Below are 16307 nucleotides of genomic sequence, written 5' to 3' on the forward strand. Positions count from 1 at the left end.
AAGCAGATTATTTCATGGATATTTTAAAGGAAGTTACTATTTCCTTTATCGCGGTAGATGAGGCTCATTGTATTTCACAATGGGGACATGATTTTCGGCCAAGCTATGCAAAGATTGGCTACATGATCAATAAATTATCTGTAACACCCTTAGTCGCAGCGTTAACAGCGACTGCGACACCTAAAGTCCATGAGGATATCTGTCATTTATTAAATATTCCATGGGAAAATACTGTTAAGACAGGTTTTGCACGTGAGAACTTATCCTTTTCTATTGTAAAGGGCCAGGATAAAGGGAAGTTTCTTGAATCCTTTCTAAAGAAAAATAAAGACGAATCAGGCATTATTTATGCAGCGACTAGACAAGAGGTTGAAAAGCTCTATGATCGTCTGTCGAAAAAAGGGTATGCTGTTTCGAAATATCATGGAGGAATGAGTGATTTACAAAGAGAAGCTGAGCAGCAAGCATTCATAAAAGATGATGTGTCGATTATGATTGCAACGAATGCTTTTGGAATGGGTATTGATAAAAGTAATATTAGATATGTCATTCATTATCAACTTCCTAAAAATATGGAAGGCTATTATCAAGAAGCAGGGAGAGCTGGACGTGACGGATTACCAAGTAAATGTATTTTATTGTACTCCGCACAGGATATTCGCATTCAGCGCTTTTTAATAGATCAGACAATTAATGATCCAGATAAACAAAAGCAAGACATAGAAAAATTACAATCGATGATTAATTTTTGTCATACGGAAGATTGTCTGCAAGAATATATATTGAATTATTTTGGGGAAGAGCATACGGAAAAGTGTGGCCAATGCTCTAACTGCACGGATGAACGAAGTGTAATTGATGTTACAGTAGATACCCAAAAGGTATTGTCTTGCATGATTAGAATGGGTGAAAGATTTGGTAAAACCATGATTGCGCAAGTATTAACTGGTTCGAAAAACAAAAAATTAATCGATTTCCATTTAGATCAAATAAAAACCTATGGGCTTATGAAAGAGCAATCAGCAAAGGAAATTAGTGATTTTATTGAATTTCTTATTTCCGAACAATATATTGATGTAAGTTCAGGTGCAATGCCCATTTTGAAAGTATCAAATAAAGGGAAAGAAGTTCTTTTAGGCAATTTAACGGTCGAACGAAAAGAACAGGCAGTGACGGTGAAAGTATCCGAAAACAACGCTTTATTTGAATATTTGAGAACGATTCGAAAACAGTTGGCAGAGGCAGAAAATGTTCCTCCTTTTGTTGTTTTTTCTGATCAAACGTTGCGGAATATCTCGATAACAATGCCAGTGACGCAAGATGAATTTAGAGAAATAAAAGGAATTGGCGATCATAAACTCCAAAAATATGGAGATATCATAATAGAACATATCGTAAAGTTCAAAAATAACCAGCCTGATTTATCTGAATTAGATACAAGTGATAGAGTGGAGACAGACACAAAAAGGGAAAAACGAACAAAGAAAAGTGTGGAAAATTCCCATTTACTAACGTTAGATTTATGGAAAAACGGTTTATCCATGAAGGAAATAGCGAAAGAAAGACAATTAAATGTGCAAACAATAGAAAATCATTTACTTCGATGTGGAGAAGAAGATTTAGAGTTTGATTGGACGGAAATTCTTAAGCCTGAAGACCAAACGCTGATTATTGATGTCCTTCAAAAAGTAGGTATGGATAAACTAAAACCGATTAAAGAAGAACTTCCAGATAGGATTACTTATTTTATGATTAAAGCAGCCATTATGCTAGAAAAGCGCGAACAGCAAATTTTAAATTGATAAACAAAAAAGTCATTGATGGATTGATTTAAGTAAATCATTCCTCAATGACTTTTTTTGTATTATAAACTGCTTAGTAAAGTTTCTTTTAATTTACTCATGCATGCCTGGACTTGCTGAATCGAAGGGAAGGTTGCTTGTGCTAATCGTTCATTTCCGCCGCCTTTTCCTTCAAAAGATTGAATGATTTCTTTAAATAGATTGCCGCAATGAACAGCATAAGCTCCATTATGCTGCAGAAGTACTTTTTTATCTATTTCTGAACTAAATAGAATGATATGATTAGATTTTTGCAATATATATTTAGCTAGGTTAGATAAGTCTTTCATTGATTTCTCTTCAAAGGGGACGCAGATAACTATTTCATTTTGACTAGCAAGAATTTGTTCTGCGAGAAACGTAGTATATTCTAATTTTAGCGTTTCTAATTCACGGTTTAAAGCCTTCTTCTCTAATTCTAATTTGTTTACGCGATCCGATAGTTGCTGTTTATTTGTTTTAAAATGGTTGCTTAAATCATCTAATATCGATTGAGATGCTTGATAATCATAGATAGCTCTCCAGCCACTAAGGAAAAATACTCTCGTCTGCCCACGATGTTTTTCCGTCTTGATTAATTTAAAAACGCTTAATTCGCCAGTTCTTAGTACATGTGTACCGGCACATGCAGAAAAATCAATTCCATCAATCTCCACAATTCTTATATCGCCCGTTACTTTAGGTAGTTTTCTTAATGGGATTTTGCTAACTTCTTCATGGGTCGTAAAATAGGTTTTAATTTCTAAATTCCTCATAATGTATGTATTACAGATATGTTCAATTTTCTCCATTTGCTCATTTGTTAATTCGGGTGTATCCACATCAATCGTGGTATAATCTTTTCCTAAATGAAAGCTCACTGTCGGAATACGATAAAGCTCATCTAGTACAGCTGATAAAAGATGCTGAGCTGTATGCTGCTGCATATGATCAAATCTTCTGTTCCAATTTAATTCACAATCAACATACTTACTTGCTGGTTTGTTTTCAACGAGATGATAGATTTTGTTGTCTTTAATCTGGACATCTAATACGCTGATGCCACCAATTGTTCCAGTGTCTGCAGGCTGACCGCCACCTTCTGGATAAAAGGCGGTTTCTTCTAAAATGACAAAAATTTGATTATCTATTTCTATAATATCTTCAATATTGGTTGACCATTTTGTTTCATATGGTGTGGCATAATACAATTTCGTTGACATTTGTAGCTCCTTTATAACGTTTTCCCTCATTTTACCATAGTTATGAGTTTTGAAAATAGAGTGGATAGAAATTTGTGGTTGTGGGTGGGGGAATATTTTTATTGGTGGATTATGATTGGTGAGGATAGTTTGGCTGAAAAATTTAAAGTTTGGCTGATAAGTAAGCAGGTTTGGCTGAAATACTCAAAGTTTGGCTGATAAGTGAGTTGGATTGCCTGATATTTTTCAAATTCAGCTAATTTTGAGTAATTTCGGAGTGAAAACATTTCAGCCAACTTGTTATAAGCAAAAGCATCGATAATAATCGTGAAATAGCGCTGCGAAATCTAGAAAAAATCTTCCTTACACATAAATATTGGCTGTACTGGCAATAATAAATAAAAAAGGGGGCGCTTAGATGTTTTTTAACCGGAAAGGTGCAGAAGAAAAACCAGAAGAAGTATTAATGAGTATGGAAGTTTATGCATGTAATTCGTGTAATGGCTGGATGAGAAAGGATTTTGCTACAGATGATCTCCTCTGTCCATTATGTGGAGACCAAACATCGGTGGAAATGAGAGAGCTTCCCCAAATTAGTAATTAATCGTTAAAAGAGCGATTGTCTTAAACTTCAATTAGTGTGGACGAACTCCCATTGATTGAAGTTTAATATTAGGCTAACAGCGTTTTTCTAGTGATAGACTATTAACTATAACTAAGCTTTGACCCACTTCCTCTATATACTCCGATTTCTCCATCTCTCCTTAAACAACCAGTACCTTTTTATTAAACAGATAAATTAGGGGAATTAATGTGACTAATTTGTGAATGATTTGCAGAAAAACACTTTCTTATCTGTTTTATTTGATTTACAATCAAATAGAATGCAATCCTAAAGTGAACGATACTCACCGCTTTGGGGGTGTATTATTTTTTGGAATAGATTAGGAGGATTTTTGTTGTATAACTCCATTTTGATTTTTATTAGCATCCTAATCGTCTATATGGCATGCTACTCTTCCTTTGACTTATTTCAACTAGTGAAAAACAGGGAGAAAAATAGTAGGTTTTTATTTTTAGCAAGTACATTTACGATTGGGTTTGGATTTTGGATATTAAGTTTTATTGACATGATGATTACAAATGTTTATGCTACGGCAAACTATAATATCCCTATTACTATCTTATCGATGGTAGTTGGTATCTGTTTTAGTGGAATGGCATTTTATGCGTTATTAGATAAGGAAAAGAAGAAAAGAAGAATTTACGTATCGGCATTCTTTTTTAGTCTATCTTTATTATCTGTTTCCATCATTGGCTTTTATTCGATTGGTAGTAAGGTGTATTATCAAGTCCCGCAATTATTAATAAGTTTTATGTTGTTATTTTTCGGCTTTTTTATTTCGATTTGGCTTTCTTTTTATCCTGTTAATGTTGCAGCTTCCTTAAAAAAATGGATTCGTCCATTGTGCAGTTTATTGATGACAGGTGTTTGTATGATTAGCCATTTTATTCTGTTAAGCAATATTAGCGCGCCAGAAGTTGCCATTGCAAGAGATTCATATGAAAGCAGTTTTATCATTTACATAGCTTTATTTGTGTCTTTATTAGTTTTAGGTGGATTAATTGGAACGAGTACATTAATTGGGGAACGAATAGATGTTGGAGCAATTAATGTCAGAGATATGCAGCACGCACTGGATGAGTCTGCAATCGTTGCTTTTACGGATAATAATGGCATTATCACCTATGTAAACGACAAATTTATAGAAGTATCAAAATATAGCCGCGAAGAATTACTTGGTCAAAATCATCGAATTGTCAATTCAGGGCATCATTCACCTGAATTTTTTCGTGGGCTATGGAAAACGATTAAGCAAGGACAAATTTGGAAAGGGGAAATCCTTAATAAAGCAAAGGATGGCACGCTTTACTGGGTGGATACAGTTATTGTCCCCTTTTTAAATAAAGAGGGAGCCCCATATCAATATGTTGCAATAAGAAGAGATATCACCGAGCAAAAGAACGTACAGCATCAACTAGAAGAGTCTGTACGCGAAGTAAGTGATATTACATATGCTTTAGAGCAATCGAGCATAATCGCTTTTACGGATAAAAGAGGGATAATCACAAACGTTAATGCAAAATTTTGTGAGATATCTGGCTATAGTCGCGAAGAATTGATAGGCAAAACACACCGTATTGTTAATTCGGGATATCATTCTAAAGAATTTTTCCGAAACGTTTGGCAAACGATAGCAAAAGGAGAGATCTGGAAAGGCGAAATTCGAAATAAAACCAAATCTGGTACGTATTATTGGGTGGACACGACCATCGTTCCTTTTTTAGATAAAAACAATAAACCGTATCAATATTTGGCGATTAGAAATGATATCACCGAAAAGAAAAGAACGGAGGAAGTTCTTCATCGACAAGATAAATTGGCAGCTGTTGGTCAATTAGCAGCTGGAGTTGCGCATGAAATTCGGAACCCATTAACTTCTATTAAAGGCTATGCTGAGTTTTTAAGCATGGAGGAAACGGAAAAGGATAGACGGGAATACTTTGATATTATTTTAGACGAAATAGAAAGAGTAAACTCGATTGTAGAAGAATTTATGCTTCTTTCCAAACCAACTGTTTCTGTGTTAGAAAAAAAGCCACTACTTCCGATCATAGATAATGTTGCTTCTATATTAGATTATCAGCTACGGAAAAATAAAATCCAATTGCATCGCTCCTATGAAGACCCAAACCTTCTAGTTGAATGTGATGAAAACAAATTAAAACAGGTTTTCTTGAATTTTATTAAAAATGCAGTGGAAGCAATGCCAAACGGTGGATCTATTGATATTACGGTAAAAAAAGAGAATGAGAACATTAGTATTGTCATTAAAGATACTGGAATAGGGATGTCAAAAGAGCAATTAAAGAAATTAGGAGAACCCTTTTTCACGACCAAAAAAGACGGAAACGGACTGGGGTTAATGGTCAGCTTTAAAATTATTGAAAATCTGAATGGCGAAGTATATATAGACAGCGAACTAAATAAAGGAACAAGCTTTCATATCACTTTACCAGCAGTGGATCGATAAATGAAAGATATTCTATATAGCTAGCTTGATAAGATTATTGAAATGGTTAATTTAATAGCGAAAACCAAAGAAAAATCTAATTTTAACAACTACTTCCAATTAAACCGAAACAGGCAACTGTTATTCGATTATTCTGACGATTCGTATTCTGTTTGTTAATGGATTGTCATATAAGTAATCGAATTAACAACTGCCTGTTCTTTTTATTTGGCTTTTTCATGATAAGATTATACCTGTTAGCTCAACTGGAGCTATTCTAGGAGGTATAAAAAAATGAAAAAAATCTTTTCTATTCTAACTTGTGCATCATTACTTACAACAGCTGCTCCGTTTGTAGGTGCGGAAGAAATCAAAGTAGAAAAAGGCGATACCCTTTGGTCCATTTCACAAGAAAAAAATGTAAGTATTGATGATATAAAAAAATGGAATGACTTAGATAGTGATATCATTAAAGTAAATGAGACACTAACCATTAAAGAAGAGAAGAAGTATAAAGTTAAAACAGGAGATAATCTTTGGAAAATTTCTCAAAAATACGATACAACTGTTGATCAACTGAAAAGCTGGAATAAATTAAAGAGCGATACAATACATAAAGGTGACGTATTGATTGTTTCAAAAAATAATGGTTCAACAACTAGCAGTAAAAGGCAGACAACTACAGTAAATAAAGCTGTAAAAGCTGAAAAAACAGTAAAAGCGGAAAATACAGTGAAAACGGAGAAACCAAAAACAACAGCTTCAAAAGAAATTACAGTAACAGCTACGGCGTATACTGCTGATTGTGAAGGTTGTTCCGGTATTACAGCGACAGGTATTAATTTAAAAGATAACCCTAATAAAAAGGTTATTTCCGTCGATCCTAATGTAATCCCACTTGGTTCAAAAGTATATGTCGACGGATATGGAACAGCGATTGCTGGAGACACCGGCGGAGCGATCAAAGGGAAGAAAATCGATGTTCATGTACCAACAAATTCTGAGGCATTAAACTGGGGAAGAAAAGAAGTATCAGTAAAAATTCTTGACTAAGTAAAAATAAAAATTGTTCGTAAAGATCATGGCCTTTCACTTAATAAGTAGTGAAAGGCCAATTTTTTCGGACAGTCCTTTTTTTGGAGGCTTTTGCTCAATTCATGCCATGAAAAAAATCATAACACTCTAATGGAAGTTAGTATTATTTATTTATCGTCTCATCCTTCTCAGTATGAAGAAAGAACCGTTGGATTGGCTGTGTAATGCTCTTCATATTATTCTCTATTTTCTCAGCTAAATAATGAACCCTTTCAAAGAGAATTTCTTTCAAATGCTCTATTTGTCGACTTAGTTTATTCACATTGCCATTCGTCTCTTCCATACTTTCAAGGATAGTTTGGTGAAATATCTCTTGGATATCTAACTTTTCTGAGATATTATGATAGCTGGATCCTGTTTCATCTAGTTTTGTTTTCATTTCAGCAGCAAGATCATTAAATTCATCCATTTTCTTTGCGATTAAGGAAATGTCCTGCTCCTGAAATGTCAATTGGTCAAATAAGGCTGTGTGACGAAGTGCTTCTTCGCTCATTATTTCTTTTTGTTCTTTTGAAAGTGCAACAAGGGAATCCAGTTGTCCCTCTATTTTTGATGTTTCCTTATCTAATGTAGCGAGCTTTGTTAATAAATCCTTTGAAACCGCGTCATTAAGCTGCAATTTGGAATCAATTGCATTGATTTGCTTAAAATGTTTCTCCTGCCTCTCGATTGAATCTTCCTGAAATTTCGCAACTAAATTGGCTAAATAATCATTTTGAAGTTTTTGAGTTAATAAATAATCTTGTAAATAATTGTATTGAAAGCGTGATTGGTTATTTAATGTTTCTGCAGGAAGTTTTGGAAGATAAACCTTAGAGGACGGTACAACATGTTTATTTGTGGGCATTTTACTCCTCCTTTCATCCTTCTTTATCCTATTTTAAGGAAGGTGAAAGGGTGCAGAGGCAAATAATCTTGAAAGAGAAGAAAATAGGAAATATCTACATTGAACAAAACAGCTTGGGTCTGTAAGTACTTTCTATTTTCTTCTCCTGTAATTACATAAACGGAGGAATCCCTTTACTTATTTCTGTTAATATTGAAGTAATGGATGCGATATCTTGATCGTCAATATTAAACGTTTGCCTAATCTTATTTTCTAAATCTTTACTAACTCTTCGTTTTCCGACTTCCACCAAGGCAATTAATGCAAAGCTACAATTTAAAACACGTGCAAAGTCTCTTTGTGTCATTTCATAATTTTTTCTGATAAATTTAATGATTTCTTTATTCATAGTCCACCTCATTTAATTAAATAAAAAGTATAAATAAGAAAGACGAAAAGAAGAATGTATTAATTCAAGATACGTGCATTATAGATGATAATGATAAAAATGTAAATATATTAAGCTAGTAAAATATATTGTTAAGAATGATTTAAAGGTGAAAAAATGAAAATGATTAATAATTTAGAAAATTTGTTCGAAATAACTAAATTGATGTAATTTTATTATATAATTAGTCCAATGACATATAAAAATGTAGCAATTAATATGATGTAATAACATGATATGTGATAAAAAGTAACAAAGAGCGGTGAATAAATTCTAACTATTGGAGGAATGTCGATGTCTTCCGATCATTATTCTGTTATTGATTCTGTCATAACCGAGAAGAATACCGGTTATTTAGCAACAATTGTGAAAGTAGAAGGTTCAGCCTATCGTAAAGAAGGAACGATGATGTATATCTCTGACAAAGGCTTGGAAAGAGGCTTGCTTAGCGGCGGCTGTGTCGAGCAGGATTTACTTGCAAGAATTCACCAGCAGGAGCAAGCGGAGCCCTTCCTTATGGAATACGATTTACGCTCAGAAGACGATTTATCTTGGGGGCAAGGAGTCGGTTGTGATGGGAAAATTTATATCATGGTTGAGCCGATTACGATGGAAACAAGAATGGTTTTTCAAAAATTGAAAATCGATTTAATAAATGGCAAAAGTGTAAAACTTGTTAAAGCATTTAACAAATTTAGTAAACATGTTGAAAACACAATAATAGATATTGCAGAGGATCATGTAAATGATTTGCCTGTTAACACAAATTTTAGCAGTGAAATAGTCTTGTTCACCCAGAAAATATCTCCCCAGTCTAAATTAATTATATACGGGGCAGGACCTGATGCAAGGCCAGTCGTATATTTTGCAAGTAAAGCAGGCTTTCATGTTACTTTATCTGATTGGCGAGAAGCGTATTGTTCAAAAGAATATATTCCAGATGCGAATGAATATGTTCTAGGTTCTCCAAAAGAAGTAATGGAAGAAATAAATCCTACAGAAAATGATTATGTCATTACGATGACTCACAGCTTTATGAAAGATCAAGAAATTGTCGATTACTTCCTTCCTAAAAAGGTGAAGTACTTAGGTCTTCTGGGATCCAAAAAGAGGTCGGAAAGATTATTAGCTGGAAAAACAGAAGCAGATTGGATCCACTATCCAGCTGGTTTGCCCATTCATTCAGAAAGCCCTGAAGAAATCGCAATTAGTATTGTAGCAGAATTAATCAAGATAAAAAATCAGAAAAATGCTGAAGCTAGGGTAAGTCTATGATTACAGCTATTTATTTAGCTGCTGGAAAAAGTAGTAGGATGGGAGAACATAAATTATCGCTGCCTCTTAGTGAGGATACCATTGGCAATGTAGCTTTATCCGAAATACTATCAGCAACATTTATTGATTATGTACTAGTCGTTGTTCAACCGTCTGACTGTTTAGGGTGGATTTCACAAGAAAACAAAGCTTTGTTAAATGGAAAGAAAGGCAAAGTAATTAGATGTGAGGAGGCAAATCAAGGCCAGTCATATTCTTTAAAGGCAGGATTTGCAGCAGCAATGGAAAGAAAGGCAACTAAAATCCTAATATGCTTAGCAGATCAACCCTTTGTTACGGCAACTATGCTTAGCAAACTAGTCAAAACGCCCTTGCATCCACCTGATGAATACGTGGCAAGCATGCATAATGGGGTGATAATGCCCCCTATTCTTTTTCATCCCAATGTTTATGAAAAAATAAGTCAACTTTTAGGGGATGAGGGAGCTAGAAAGCTATTAAAAAGAGGAATTTTGCAAGGTGAAAAGATTGAATTTTCAGAAGAAATATACTTTATCGATATTGATACAAAAAATGATTACGTCAAAGCGCTAGAAAGGAGGAGATAAGATGAAAATTTCTGCCGACGCTTATCCGACCACTGTTGAGGTACCAAGCACCTTATCTGCTGTTAACGAGCTGCAAAATCAACATACAATGATTATTTCCGGTGGAACGATTCTCCAAATTAATTGGGAAGCTGGTGTAGAAAAACCTAAACACCTTATAAGCACGGACAAATTACAGGAGTTAAAAGGCATTTCAGCAGTCTATTTGGAAGGGCAATTAAACTTGAAAATCGGGGCAGGTATGACGATTGCAGAATGCTTGAATAGTCCAATCGTTCGCAAGAATGCCTCCATCCTCGCTGAAGCCTGTGAAAAAATCGCTGCACCTGCTGTTCGTAATCGGGGAACAATAGGTGGCAATATTTGCAGTAAAATTGGCGATACCATACCGGCCCTATTAGTTTTAGATGCCCAGCTATCCTTGTACAACGGGGAATTAGAATACATGATTTCTTTACGGGAATGGCTGACAAAGCCAAATCCGCCATCATCTGAGCTGTTAACAAGTGTATACATTCCCATTGCTTCTACGAATTTACCAAACTATTCTTTTTTTAGAAAAATAGGCAGAAGAGAAAGCTTTACAGCAGCTATTATTTCTATTGCAGGCTATATAGTGTTTCAAGAAAACCATATACAAGCTGCAAGACTTGCAATTGGTGGAGGAGCACATCTACCTTGTCGATTAACTAGTGCTGAAAATGAGCTCGAAAAAGCAGTTGAAGATATCAAGTGGCCACTTTTATATGAAGTAATACAAGATGATTTTTCATCGTATACAGATCCCTTTGTCACAGCAGAATACCGAAAAAAGGTCGCAGCAAACCTGTTTATAGCAAATATAAAAGAAGCTCTAAATCCAAAATGAAAGGAGTAGTCAAATGGTTCTTGATATAACTAGCGCAGGCACCCGATGGAAAATACGCCGGGACGGTGAACCTAAAGTTACAGGTAAGCTGAAGTATTTAACCGATATGGCTTTCCCCAAAATGCTTTATGGAACGGTACTAAGAAGCGAGCATCCACATGCAGAAATTAAATCAATTGATACAAAAGAAGCAGAGGCATTCCCAGGGGTTGCTGCTGTTATTACATATAAAGACGTTCCAGGATTAAATGGTTTTGGAATTGTTATACAGGATCAGCCTGTACTTTGTGAAGATAAAGTTAGATATGTTGGGGACGCTATTGCTGCTGTAGCTGCTGAAACAAAAGAAATTGCCCAAAAAGCAATCTCGTTAATTAGAGTAGAATACAGTCCATTACAACCATTAACAGATCCGGAAGAGGCTTTGTTGGAATCCGCAATTAAGTTGCATGAAAAAGGCAACCTCCTTCATCAGGCTGCTTTTAAGAAGGGAGAAAGGGCGATAGAAGAGGCTTTTAACGAGTGTACCATCATCGTAGAAGAAACGTATTATACACCAAGGCAAATGCATGCGTATATGGAAACAGAGGGTGGGGTGGCTGTTCCAGATGAGGATGGAGGAATTACTGTATATGCACCAACCCAGCATGGGTTTAAGGATCAATTGCAGCTTTCTAGAATACTAGCCATTTCTCCGGAAAAAATCCGCATTATTTCAAGTCCGATTGGAGGTTCATTTGGAGGGAAGGATGAATTGAATATCCAGCCATATATTAGCATCTTAGCCTTTAAAACTAAGCGACCTGTTAAAATTCATCAATCAAGAAGAACCTCGATAAAAGCGGGCTTAAAAAGACATCCAATGAAAATTTATATGAAGACAGGAACGAATAAAGCAGGAAAACTACTTGCACATCAAGTAAAGATCATTGCAGATACTGGTGCTTACGCAACGTTAGGTCCCGCGGTTTTAGATTTTGCTGTAGAGCATAGTGCGGGACCATACCTTATGAAAAATATAGAGGTCCATGGATATTCAGTTTATACAAATAACGGAGTTGCTGGTGAGTTTCGTGGATTTGGCGGAAATCAAATAACCTTTGCCTTAGAAACCCAAATCGAGCGGTTGGCTGAAAAGGTAGGAATAGATTCAACAGAATTTCGTCTAAAAAACTTGCGGCAGACTGCGGATCTTGGGCCAGTAGATCAACCGATTGTTCCTACAGATGGGGCAAATGCTGTCCTTACAGAAATCGTAAAATCACCTATTCTTCAAAGGAAGAATGATCCTTTTTCCTCAAATGACTGGAAGATAAGAGGGCGAGGTTACAGTATTACTATGCATGGCGGTGGACTTGGTTATGGCAGACCAGATCCATCTGGTGCACGCTTATCCTTAAATAGCGACGGGAAATTAGAGGTTTCCTTCGGCTTTGAGGAATGTGGGCAAGGATTAATCCCAACCATTGATATGATTATGACGGAAACATTTAACTGTGACTCAAAGGATGTAGAAATAATAATCGGAGATACCGCAAAAGTACCTCATTCAGGCTCATCAACTGCATCTCGAGCGACGAATATGGTGTGGCTAGGTGTAAATAAATTGAAAGATCCTTTTAGTGAGAAAGTGTTTGCTGCAGTAGAAAAACTAATAAACATACCGAAAGAAAACCTTTCTCTTGGCAAAAGGGGAATTTGGCTTAGAGAAGAGAATAAGGAACCACAGCTTTTATTAACATATAAAGAATTAGCAATATCATGTGATGAGCTGCTAACTGTTACTACTAGTTATCATTTTCCGACTACTCCTCATTCAATTGATGGGGGACATTTTTTATATACATTTGCAGGTGTAGCGGCCGAAGTGGAGGTGGATCTCTTAACAGGGAGAGTAGCGGTAATGAAAATGGACCATGTCATTTCTGCAGGGCAGGTTGTAAATCCAATGGGGTATTTAGGTCAGATTGAAGGTGGAGCAAATATGGGATTAGGCTTTACGCTGATGGAAGACGCTGTTATGGAAAATGGTCGATATATGACAGAAAACTTGGATACTTATCTCATCCCAACCATTTTAGATATTCCTAAAGAAACAAATGTCTTTGCAATTGAAGAACTAGTTAGTGGTGATATATATGGACCAAGGGGAGTCGGAGAAATTGGTACCGTTGCAGTTGCACCGGCCATCGTTTCTGCCATCCATGATGCTACAGGGATTTGGCTGAATAAGTTGCCTGTTCAAGCAGATACAATATTGAAAGCTGTAGAAGAGAGAATTTTAATCGGATAGGAGGCGTGAGATGGATACCAAGAAGATAATCGAAAAAACAACATGCTTTAAAGTCAACGGACAACAAATAGAGCTAATGCTCCCGCCAACGTTTCGTCTTGTTGACATACTTCGTGATTCTTTATCCCTTACTGGAACGAAAGTAGCTTGTGAAGTTGGAAGATGTGGAGCGTGTTCGGTCATCATGAACGGCAAACTAGTAAACTCCTGTTTAATTATGGCTTATCAGATGGAAGATGCGGAAATTTTCACGATTGAAAGCTTATCAGAAGAGAGACTTCATCCAATTCAAGAGGCATTTTTACAGGCTGGCGCTCTTCAATGCGGTTATTGTACACCTGGTATGATTATTGCGTTAAAATCCTTACTAGATGAGAAGGAACAACCTTCAAAAGAGGAAGTTTTAACAGCATTATCCGGAAATCTTTGTCGGTGCACAGGCTATGAAGGGATATTGCGAGCAGTCGACCTTTTAACAAATAAATAAACGAACAAAAGCGGAAGGAATGAGGATATGTATTCGATAGAAGAAATTAATGCGATGAATCGACAGGAGTTTATTGGAAAAATTGGCTGGGTTTTTGAGCATAGTCCGTGGATTGCCAATAAGACATGGGATTATCGACCATTTCCCAGTCTACATGTGCTCTATCAATTAATGGTACAGGCAGTAACAGAAGCGCCTCTTGGCGATCAATTGGATTTAATTCGCGCCCATCCTGATTTAGGCGGCAAGTTAAAAATGACCGATTCTTCGGTTAAAGAGCAAAAAGGAGCTGGACTAGATAAACTTACGGAGGAAGAATATTACGAATTTGCGGCATTAAATAAAGCATATGCCGAAAAATTTGGGTTTCCATTTATACTTGCAGTGAAGGGGCATACAAAGGATAGTATTTATAAAGCGATGAAGGGAAGAATAACTCAAACCCAAGAGCAAGAATTTCAAACAGCGTTAACGCAAATATTCGCGATTTCAAAATTTCGATTAGATGAAATTGTTAAACTAGAAACAAAAGGACAAGGAGCATAGTATGAAAACAGGAATTACAACTCACGTATTGGATTTGACACAGGGAAAACCTGGTGCAGGAATTAAAGTGGAGTTATGGAAAATATCAGATTCAGGTCGAGCCTTTCTAGCTAGTGGAGTCACAAATGAAGATGGCAGAGTCGATACCATATTATTAGAAAAAGTAGAAGACGGGGAATATGAATTAGTATTTTTCGTAAAAGAGTATTTTCAAAGATTAGAAGTGAAAAATAATTTTTTGACGATAATCCCAATCCGTTTTTCTACAGACAAAACACAAAGGCATTATCACATTCCTTTATTATTATCTGGTTGGGGATATCAGACCTATCGAGGGAGTTGAATAAATTTGAGGGAATTCGATTTAGTAATCAAAAATGGAATTATTGTAAGTGAAGAAAAGCTATCTAAAGCAGATGTTGGGATAAAAGACGGGAAAATAATAGAAATAGGTATACATATCAAGACTAATCAAGCAAATCAAATCATCGATGCAGATGGCTTATATTTATTTCCAGGAATTATTGATTCCCATGTGCATTTCAATGAACCTGGTAGAAGTGAATGGGAAGGATTGGAGACTGGTAGTCGAAGTTTAGCTGCGGGCGGCGCTACATTATTCTTTGATATGCCGTTAAATAGTCATCCACCCACAACAACAGAACAAGCTTTTCATCAAAAAGATGCAATTGCCACAGAGAAATCAATCATTGATTATCGTTTATGGGGCGGAGTTGTGCCAGGTAATATAGCCGAGCTAGAAAAGCTTGCACAATGCGGTGTAATTGGTTTTAAAGCGTTTATGTCCAATAGTGGAATAGATGATTTTCAAAGTGCAGATGATCGGACTCTACTAAAGGCAATGAAAAAAATCGCAGACCTACATAGTATTTTAGCTGTACATGCAGAAAGTGATACGATTACAGAGTTTTTAAGTGAGGAGATTAATAGTCTAAGTGATAATACTGCTTTAGCTTTTTCGAATGCTAGACCAATTTTCTCCGAAATAGAAGCAGTTCAACGCATTCTCGCATACGCAGAAGCAACCAAATGCAAAGTGCATATTGTTCATATAAGCAGCTCACAGGTCTTAGAGCCAATATTAACAGCGAAACGAAAAGGACTTGATATAAGTGTGGAAACTTGTCCGCACTATTTATCCTTAACAGTAGATGATTTAGAGGAATTAGGAGCTGTGGCGAAATGCGCACCACCTTTACGATCAAAACAAGAAGTTGATAATCTATGGGAAGCTATCAGAAAAGAAGAGATAGATGTGATTGGGTCTGATCATTCGCCTTCTTTACCTTCGATGAAAAATGGAAATCTACTAGAAGCATGGGGCGGTATTTCTGGCTGTCAGACTACTCTTTCTGTGTTAATTGAAGAGGGTTATTGGCAAAGGGGGATTTCGTTAAGTTCACTCGCAAAAATTACAAGTGCAAATCCAGCCAAAAGATTCGGGTTATATCCAAATAAAGGAAGCGTTTCGATAGGGAGTGATGCAGATATCGCGATAGTCAATTTAAATGAAAAGTTTACACTAAAAAAGGAAGATTTATATTATAAAAATAAAATAAGCCCTTATATCGGAAAGACCTTTCGGGGGAAAGTAAAAACAACAATAAGTAGAGGAGAAATTGTATATTCTGCCTTTTGAGGATAGTAATTCATTCACTTCAAAGCGATTATTTTGCTATCGGACAGATTAATATGAACATGGAAAAAAGCATTGGAAAAAATCTGATGCTTTTTTTGCATTTTA

The 16307-nt window shown here is 35.9% G+C and carries 15 protein-coding genes; 12 read left to right on the forward strand and 3 right to left on the reverse strand.

The window, feature by feature from the left end; all coding sequences use genetic code 11:
• Positions 1-1802: RecQ family ATP-dependent DNA helicase (locus RTL21_RS10035; protein WP_312095741.1), on the forward strand; the 1802-nt coding region annotated here is incomplete at its 5' end.
• Between the two features lie 62 nt (positions 1803-1864).
• Here RTL21_RS10035 and RTL21_RS10040 read toward each other — a convergent pair.
• The gene (locus RTL21_RS10040; RefSeq protein WP_312095742.1) at positions 1865-3073 is read right to left on the reverse strand and encodes an alanyl-tRNA editing protein; all 1209 of its coding nucleotides are present in this window, start codon (positions 3071-3073) and stop codon (positions 1865-1867) included.
• A 367-nt stretch (positions 3074-3440) separates the two neighbouring features.
• Here RTL21_RS10040 and RTL21_RS10045 point away from each other — a divergent pair, with 367 nt between their 5' ends.
• From RTL21_RS10045 to RTL21_RS10055, 3 genes are all read left to right on the forward strand, one after another.
• Positions 3441-3626 (forward strand): cold-inducible protein YdjO-related protein, encoded by a 186-nt coding sequence (locus tag RTL21_RS10045; RefSeq protein WP_031536551.1) that lies wholly within the window; start codon positions 3441-3443, stop codon positions 3624-3626.
• 355 nt (positions 3627-3981) lie between these two features.
• Positions 3982-6117 (forward strand): PAS domain S-box protein, encoded by a 2136-nt coding sequence (locus RTL21_RS10050; RefSeq protein ID WP_312095743.1) that lies wholly within the window; start codon positions 3982-3984, stop codon positions 6115-6117.
• Between the two features lie 273 nt (positions 6118-6390).
• Positions 6391-7149: a 3D domain-containing protein gene (locus tag RTL21_RS10055; RefSeq protein ID WP_312095744.1), complete on the forward strand. Its 759-nt coding sequence runs from the start codon at positions 6391-6393 to the stop codon at positions 7147-7149.
• A gap of 145 nt (positions 7150-7294) precedes the next feature.
• On the opposite strand, the gene RTL21_RS10060 is transcribed toward RTL21_RS10055, so the two are convergent.
• Together RTL21_RS10060 and RTL21_RS10065 are read right to left on the reverse strand one after the other, a co-directional pair.
• Positions 7295-8038: a hypothetical protein gene (locus tag RTL21_RS10060; protein WP_312095745.1), complete on the reverse strand. Its 744-nt coding sequence runs from the start codon at positions 8036-8038 to the stop codon at positions 7295-7297.
• Positions 8039-8189: 151 nt separating this feature from the next.
• On the reverse strand, positions 8190-8384 hold the full coding sequence (locus tag RTL21_RS10065) for a helix-turn-helix domain-containing protein (protein ID WP_312095746.1): 195 nt from the start codon (positions 8382-8384) through the stop codon (positions 8190-8192).
• A 375-nt stretch (positions 8385-8759) separates the two neighbouring features.
• Here RTL21_RS10065 and RTL21_RS10070 point away from each other — a divergent pair, with 375 nt between their 5' ends.
• The 8 genes from RTL21_RS10070 to RTL21_RS10105 are packed head-to-tail and all read left to right on the forward strand — an operon-like array spanning position 8760 to position 16202.
• Positions 8760-9740, forward strand: coding sequence for an XdhC family protein (locus tag RTL21_RS10070; protein ID WP_312095747.1), 981 nt, complete (start codon positions 8760-8762; stop codon positions 9738-9740).
• A complete protein-coding gene (locus RTL21_RS10075) occupies positions 9737-10348 on the forward strand; it encodes an NTP transferase domain-containing protein (RefSeq protein ID WP_312095748.1) in 612 nt (203 codons plus the stop codon). Before RTL21_RS10070 ends, RTL21_RS10075 begins: the two co-directional genes overlap by 4 nt.
• Position 10349: 1 nt before the next feature.
• On the forward strand, positions 10350-11216 hold the full coding sequence (locus RTL21_RS10080) for an FAD binding domain-containing protein (protein WP_312095749.1): 867 nt from the start codon (positions 10350-10352) through the stop codon (positions 11214-11216).
• 13 nt (positions 11217-11229) lie between these two features.
• The gene (pucD, locus tag RTL21_RS10085) at positions 11230-13509 is read left to right on the forward strand and encodes a xanthine dehydrogenase subunit D (protein WP_312095750.1); all 2280 of its coding nucleotides are present in this window, start codon (positions 11230-11232) and stop codon (positions 13507-13509) included.
• Positions 13510-13519: 10 nt separating this feature from the next.
• Positions 13520-13996: a (2Fe-2S)-binding protein gene (locus RTL21_RS10090; RefSeq protein WP_312095751.1), complete on the forward strand. Its 477-nt coding sequence runs from the start codon at positions 13520-13522 to the stop codon at positions 13994-13996.
• 27 nt (positions 13997-14023) lie between these two features.
• Complete coding sequence (uraD, locus tag RTL21_RS10095) at positions 14024-14542, forward strand: 2-oxo-4-hydroxy-4-carboxy-5-ureidoimidazoline decarboxylase (RefSeq protein ID WP_312095752.1); 519 nt, start codon at positions 14024-14026, stop codon at positions 14540-14542.
• 1 nt (position 14543) lies between these two features.
• The gene (gene uraH, locus RTL21_RS10100) at positions 14544-14885 is read left to right on the forward strand and encodes a hydroxyisourate hydrolase (protein WP_312095753.1); all 342 of its coding nucleotides are present in this window, start codon (positions 14544-14546) and stop codon (positions 14883-14885) included.
• 6 nt (positions 14886-14891) lie between these two features.
• Positions 14892-16202, forward strand: coding sequence for an allantoinase (locus RTL21_RS10105; protein WP_312095754.1), 1311 nt, complete (start codon positions 14892-14894; stop codon positions 16200-16202).
• Positions 16203-16307 lie beyond the last annotated feature (105 nt).

Source organism: Niallia sp., from assembly GCF_031978665.1.
Classification (GTDB): Bacteria; Bacillota; Bacilli; order Bacillales; family Cytobacillaceae; genus Niallia.

What these genes read in the sequence shown, in the direction of transcription:
- pucD (WP_312095750.1), top strand. Translation starts at nt 11,230, where the DNA reads ATGGTTCTTGATATAACTAGCGCAGGCACCCGATGGAAAATACGCCGG.
- uraD (WP_312095752.1), top strand. Translation starts at nt 14,024, where the DNA reads ATGTATTCGATAGAAGAAATTAATGCGATGAATCGACAGGAGTTTATT.
- uraH (WP_312095753.1), top strand. Translation starts at nt 14,544, where the DNA reads ATGAAAACAGGAATTACAACTCACGTATTGGATTTGACACAGGGAAAA.
- RTL21_RS10070 (WP_312095747.1), top strand. Translation starts at nt 8,760, where the DNA reads ATGTCTTCCGATCATTATTCTGTTATTGATTCTGTCATAACCGAGAAG.
- RTL21_RS10040 (WP_312095742.1), bottom strand. Translation starts at nt 3,073, where the DNA reads ATGAGGGAAAACGTTATAAAGGAGCTACAAATGTCAACGAAATTGTAT.
- RTL21_RS10060 (WP_312095745.1), bottom strand. Translation starts at nt 8,038, where the DNA reads ATGCCCACAAATAAACATGTTGTACCGTCCTCTAAGGTTTATCTTCCA.
- RTL21_RS10055 (WP_312095744.1), top strand. Translation starts at nt 6,391, where the DNA reads ATGAAAAAAATCTTTTCTATTCTAACTTGTGCATCATTACTTACAACA.
- RTL21_RS10075 (WP_312095748.1), top strand. Translation starts at nt 9,737, where the DNA reads ATGATTACAGCTATTTATTTAGCTGCTGGAAAAAGTAGTAGGATGGGA.
- RTL21_RS10090 (WP_312095751.1), top strand. Translation starts at nt 13,520, where the DNA reads ATGGATACCAAGAAGATAATCGAAAAAACAACATGCTTTAAAGTCAAC.
- RTL21_RS10080 (WP_312095749.1), top strand. Translation starts at nt 10,350, where the DNA reads ATGAAAATTTCTGCCGACGCTTATCCGACCACTGTTGAGGTACCAAGC.
- RTL21_RS10045 (WP_031536551.1), top strand. Translation starts at nt 3,441, where the DNA reads ATGTTTTTTAACCGGAAAGGTGCAGAAGAAAAACCAGAAGAAGTATTA.
- RTL21_RS10065 (WP_312095746.1), bottom strand. Translation starts at nt 8,384, where the DNA reads ATGACACAAAGAGACTTTGCACGTGTTTTAAATTGTAGCTTTGCATTA.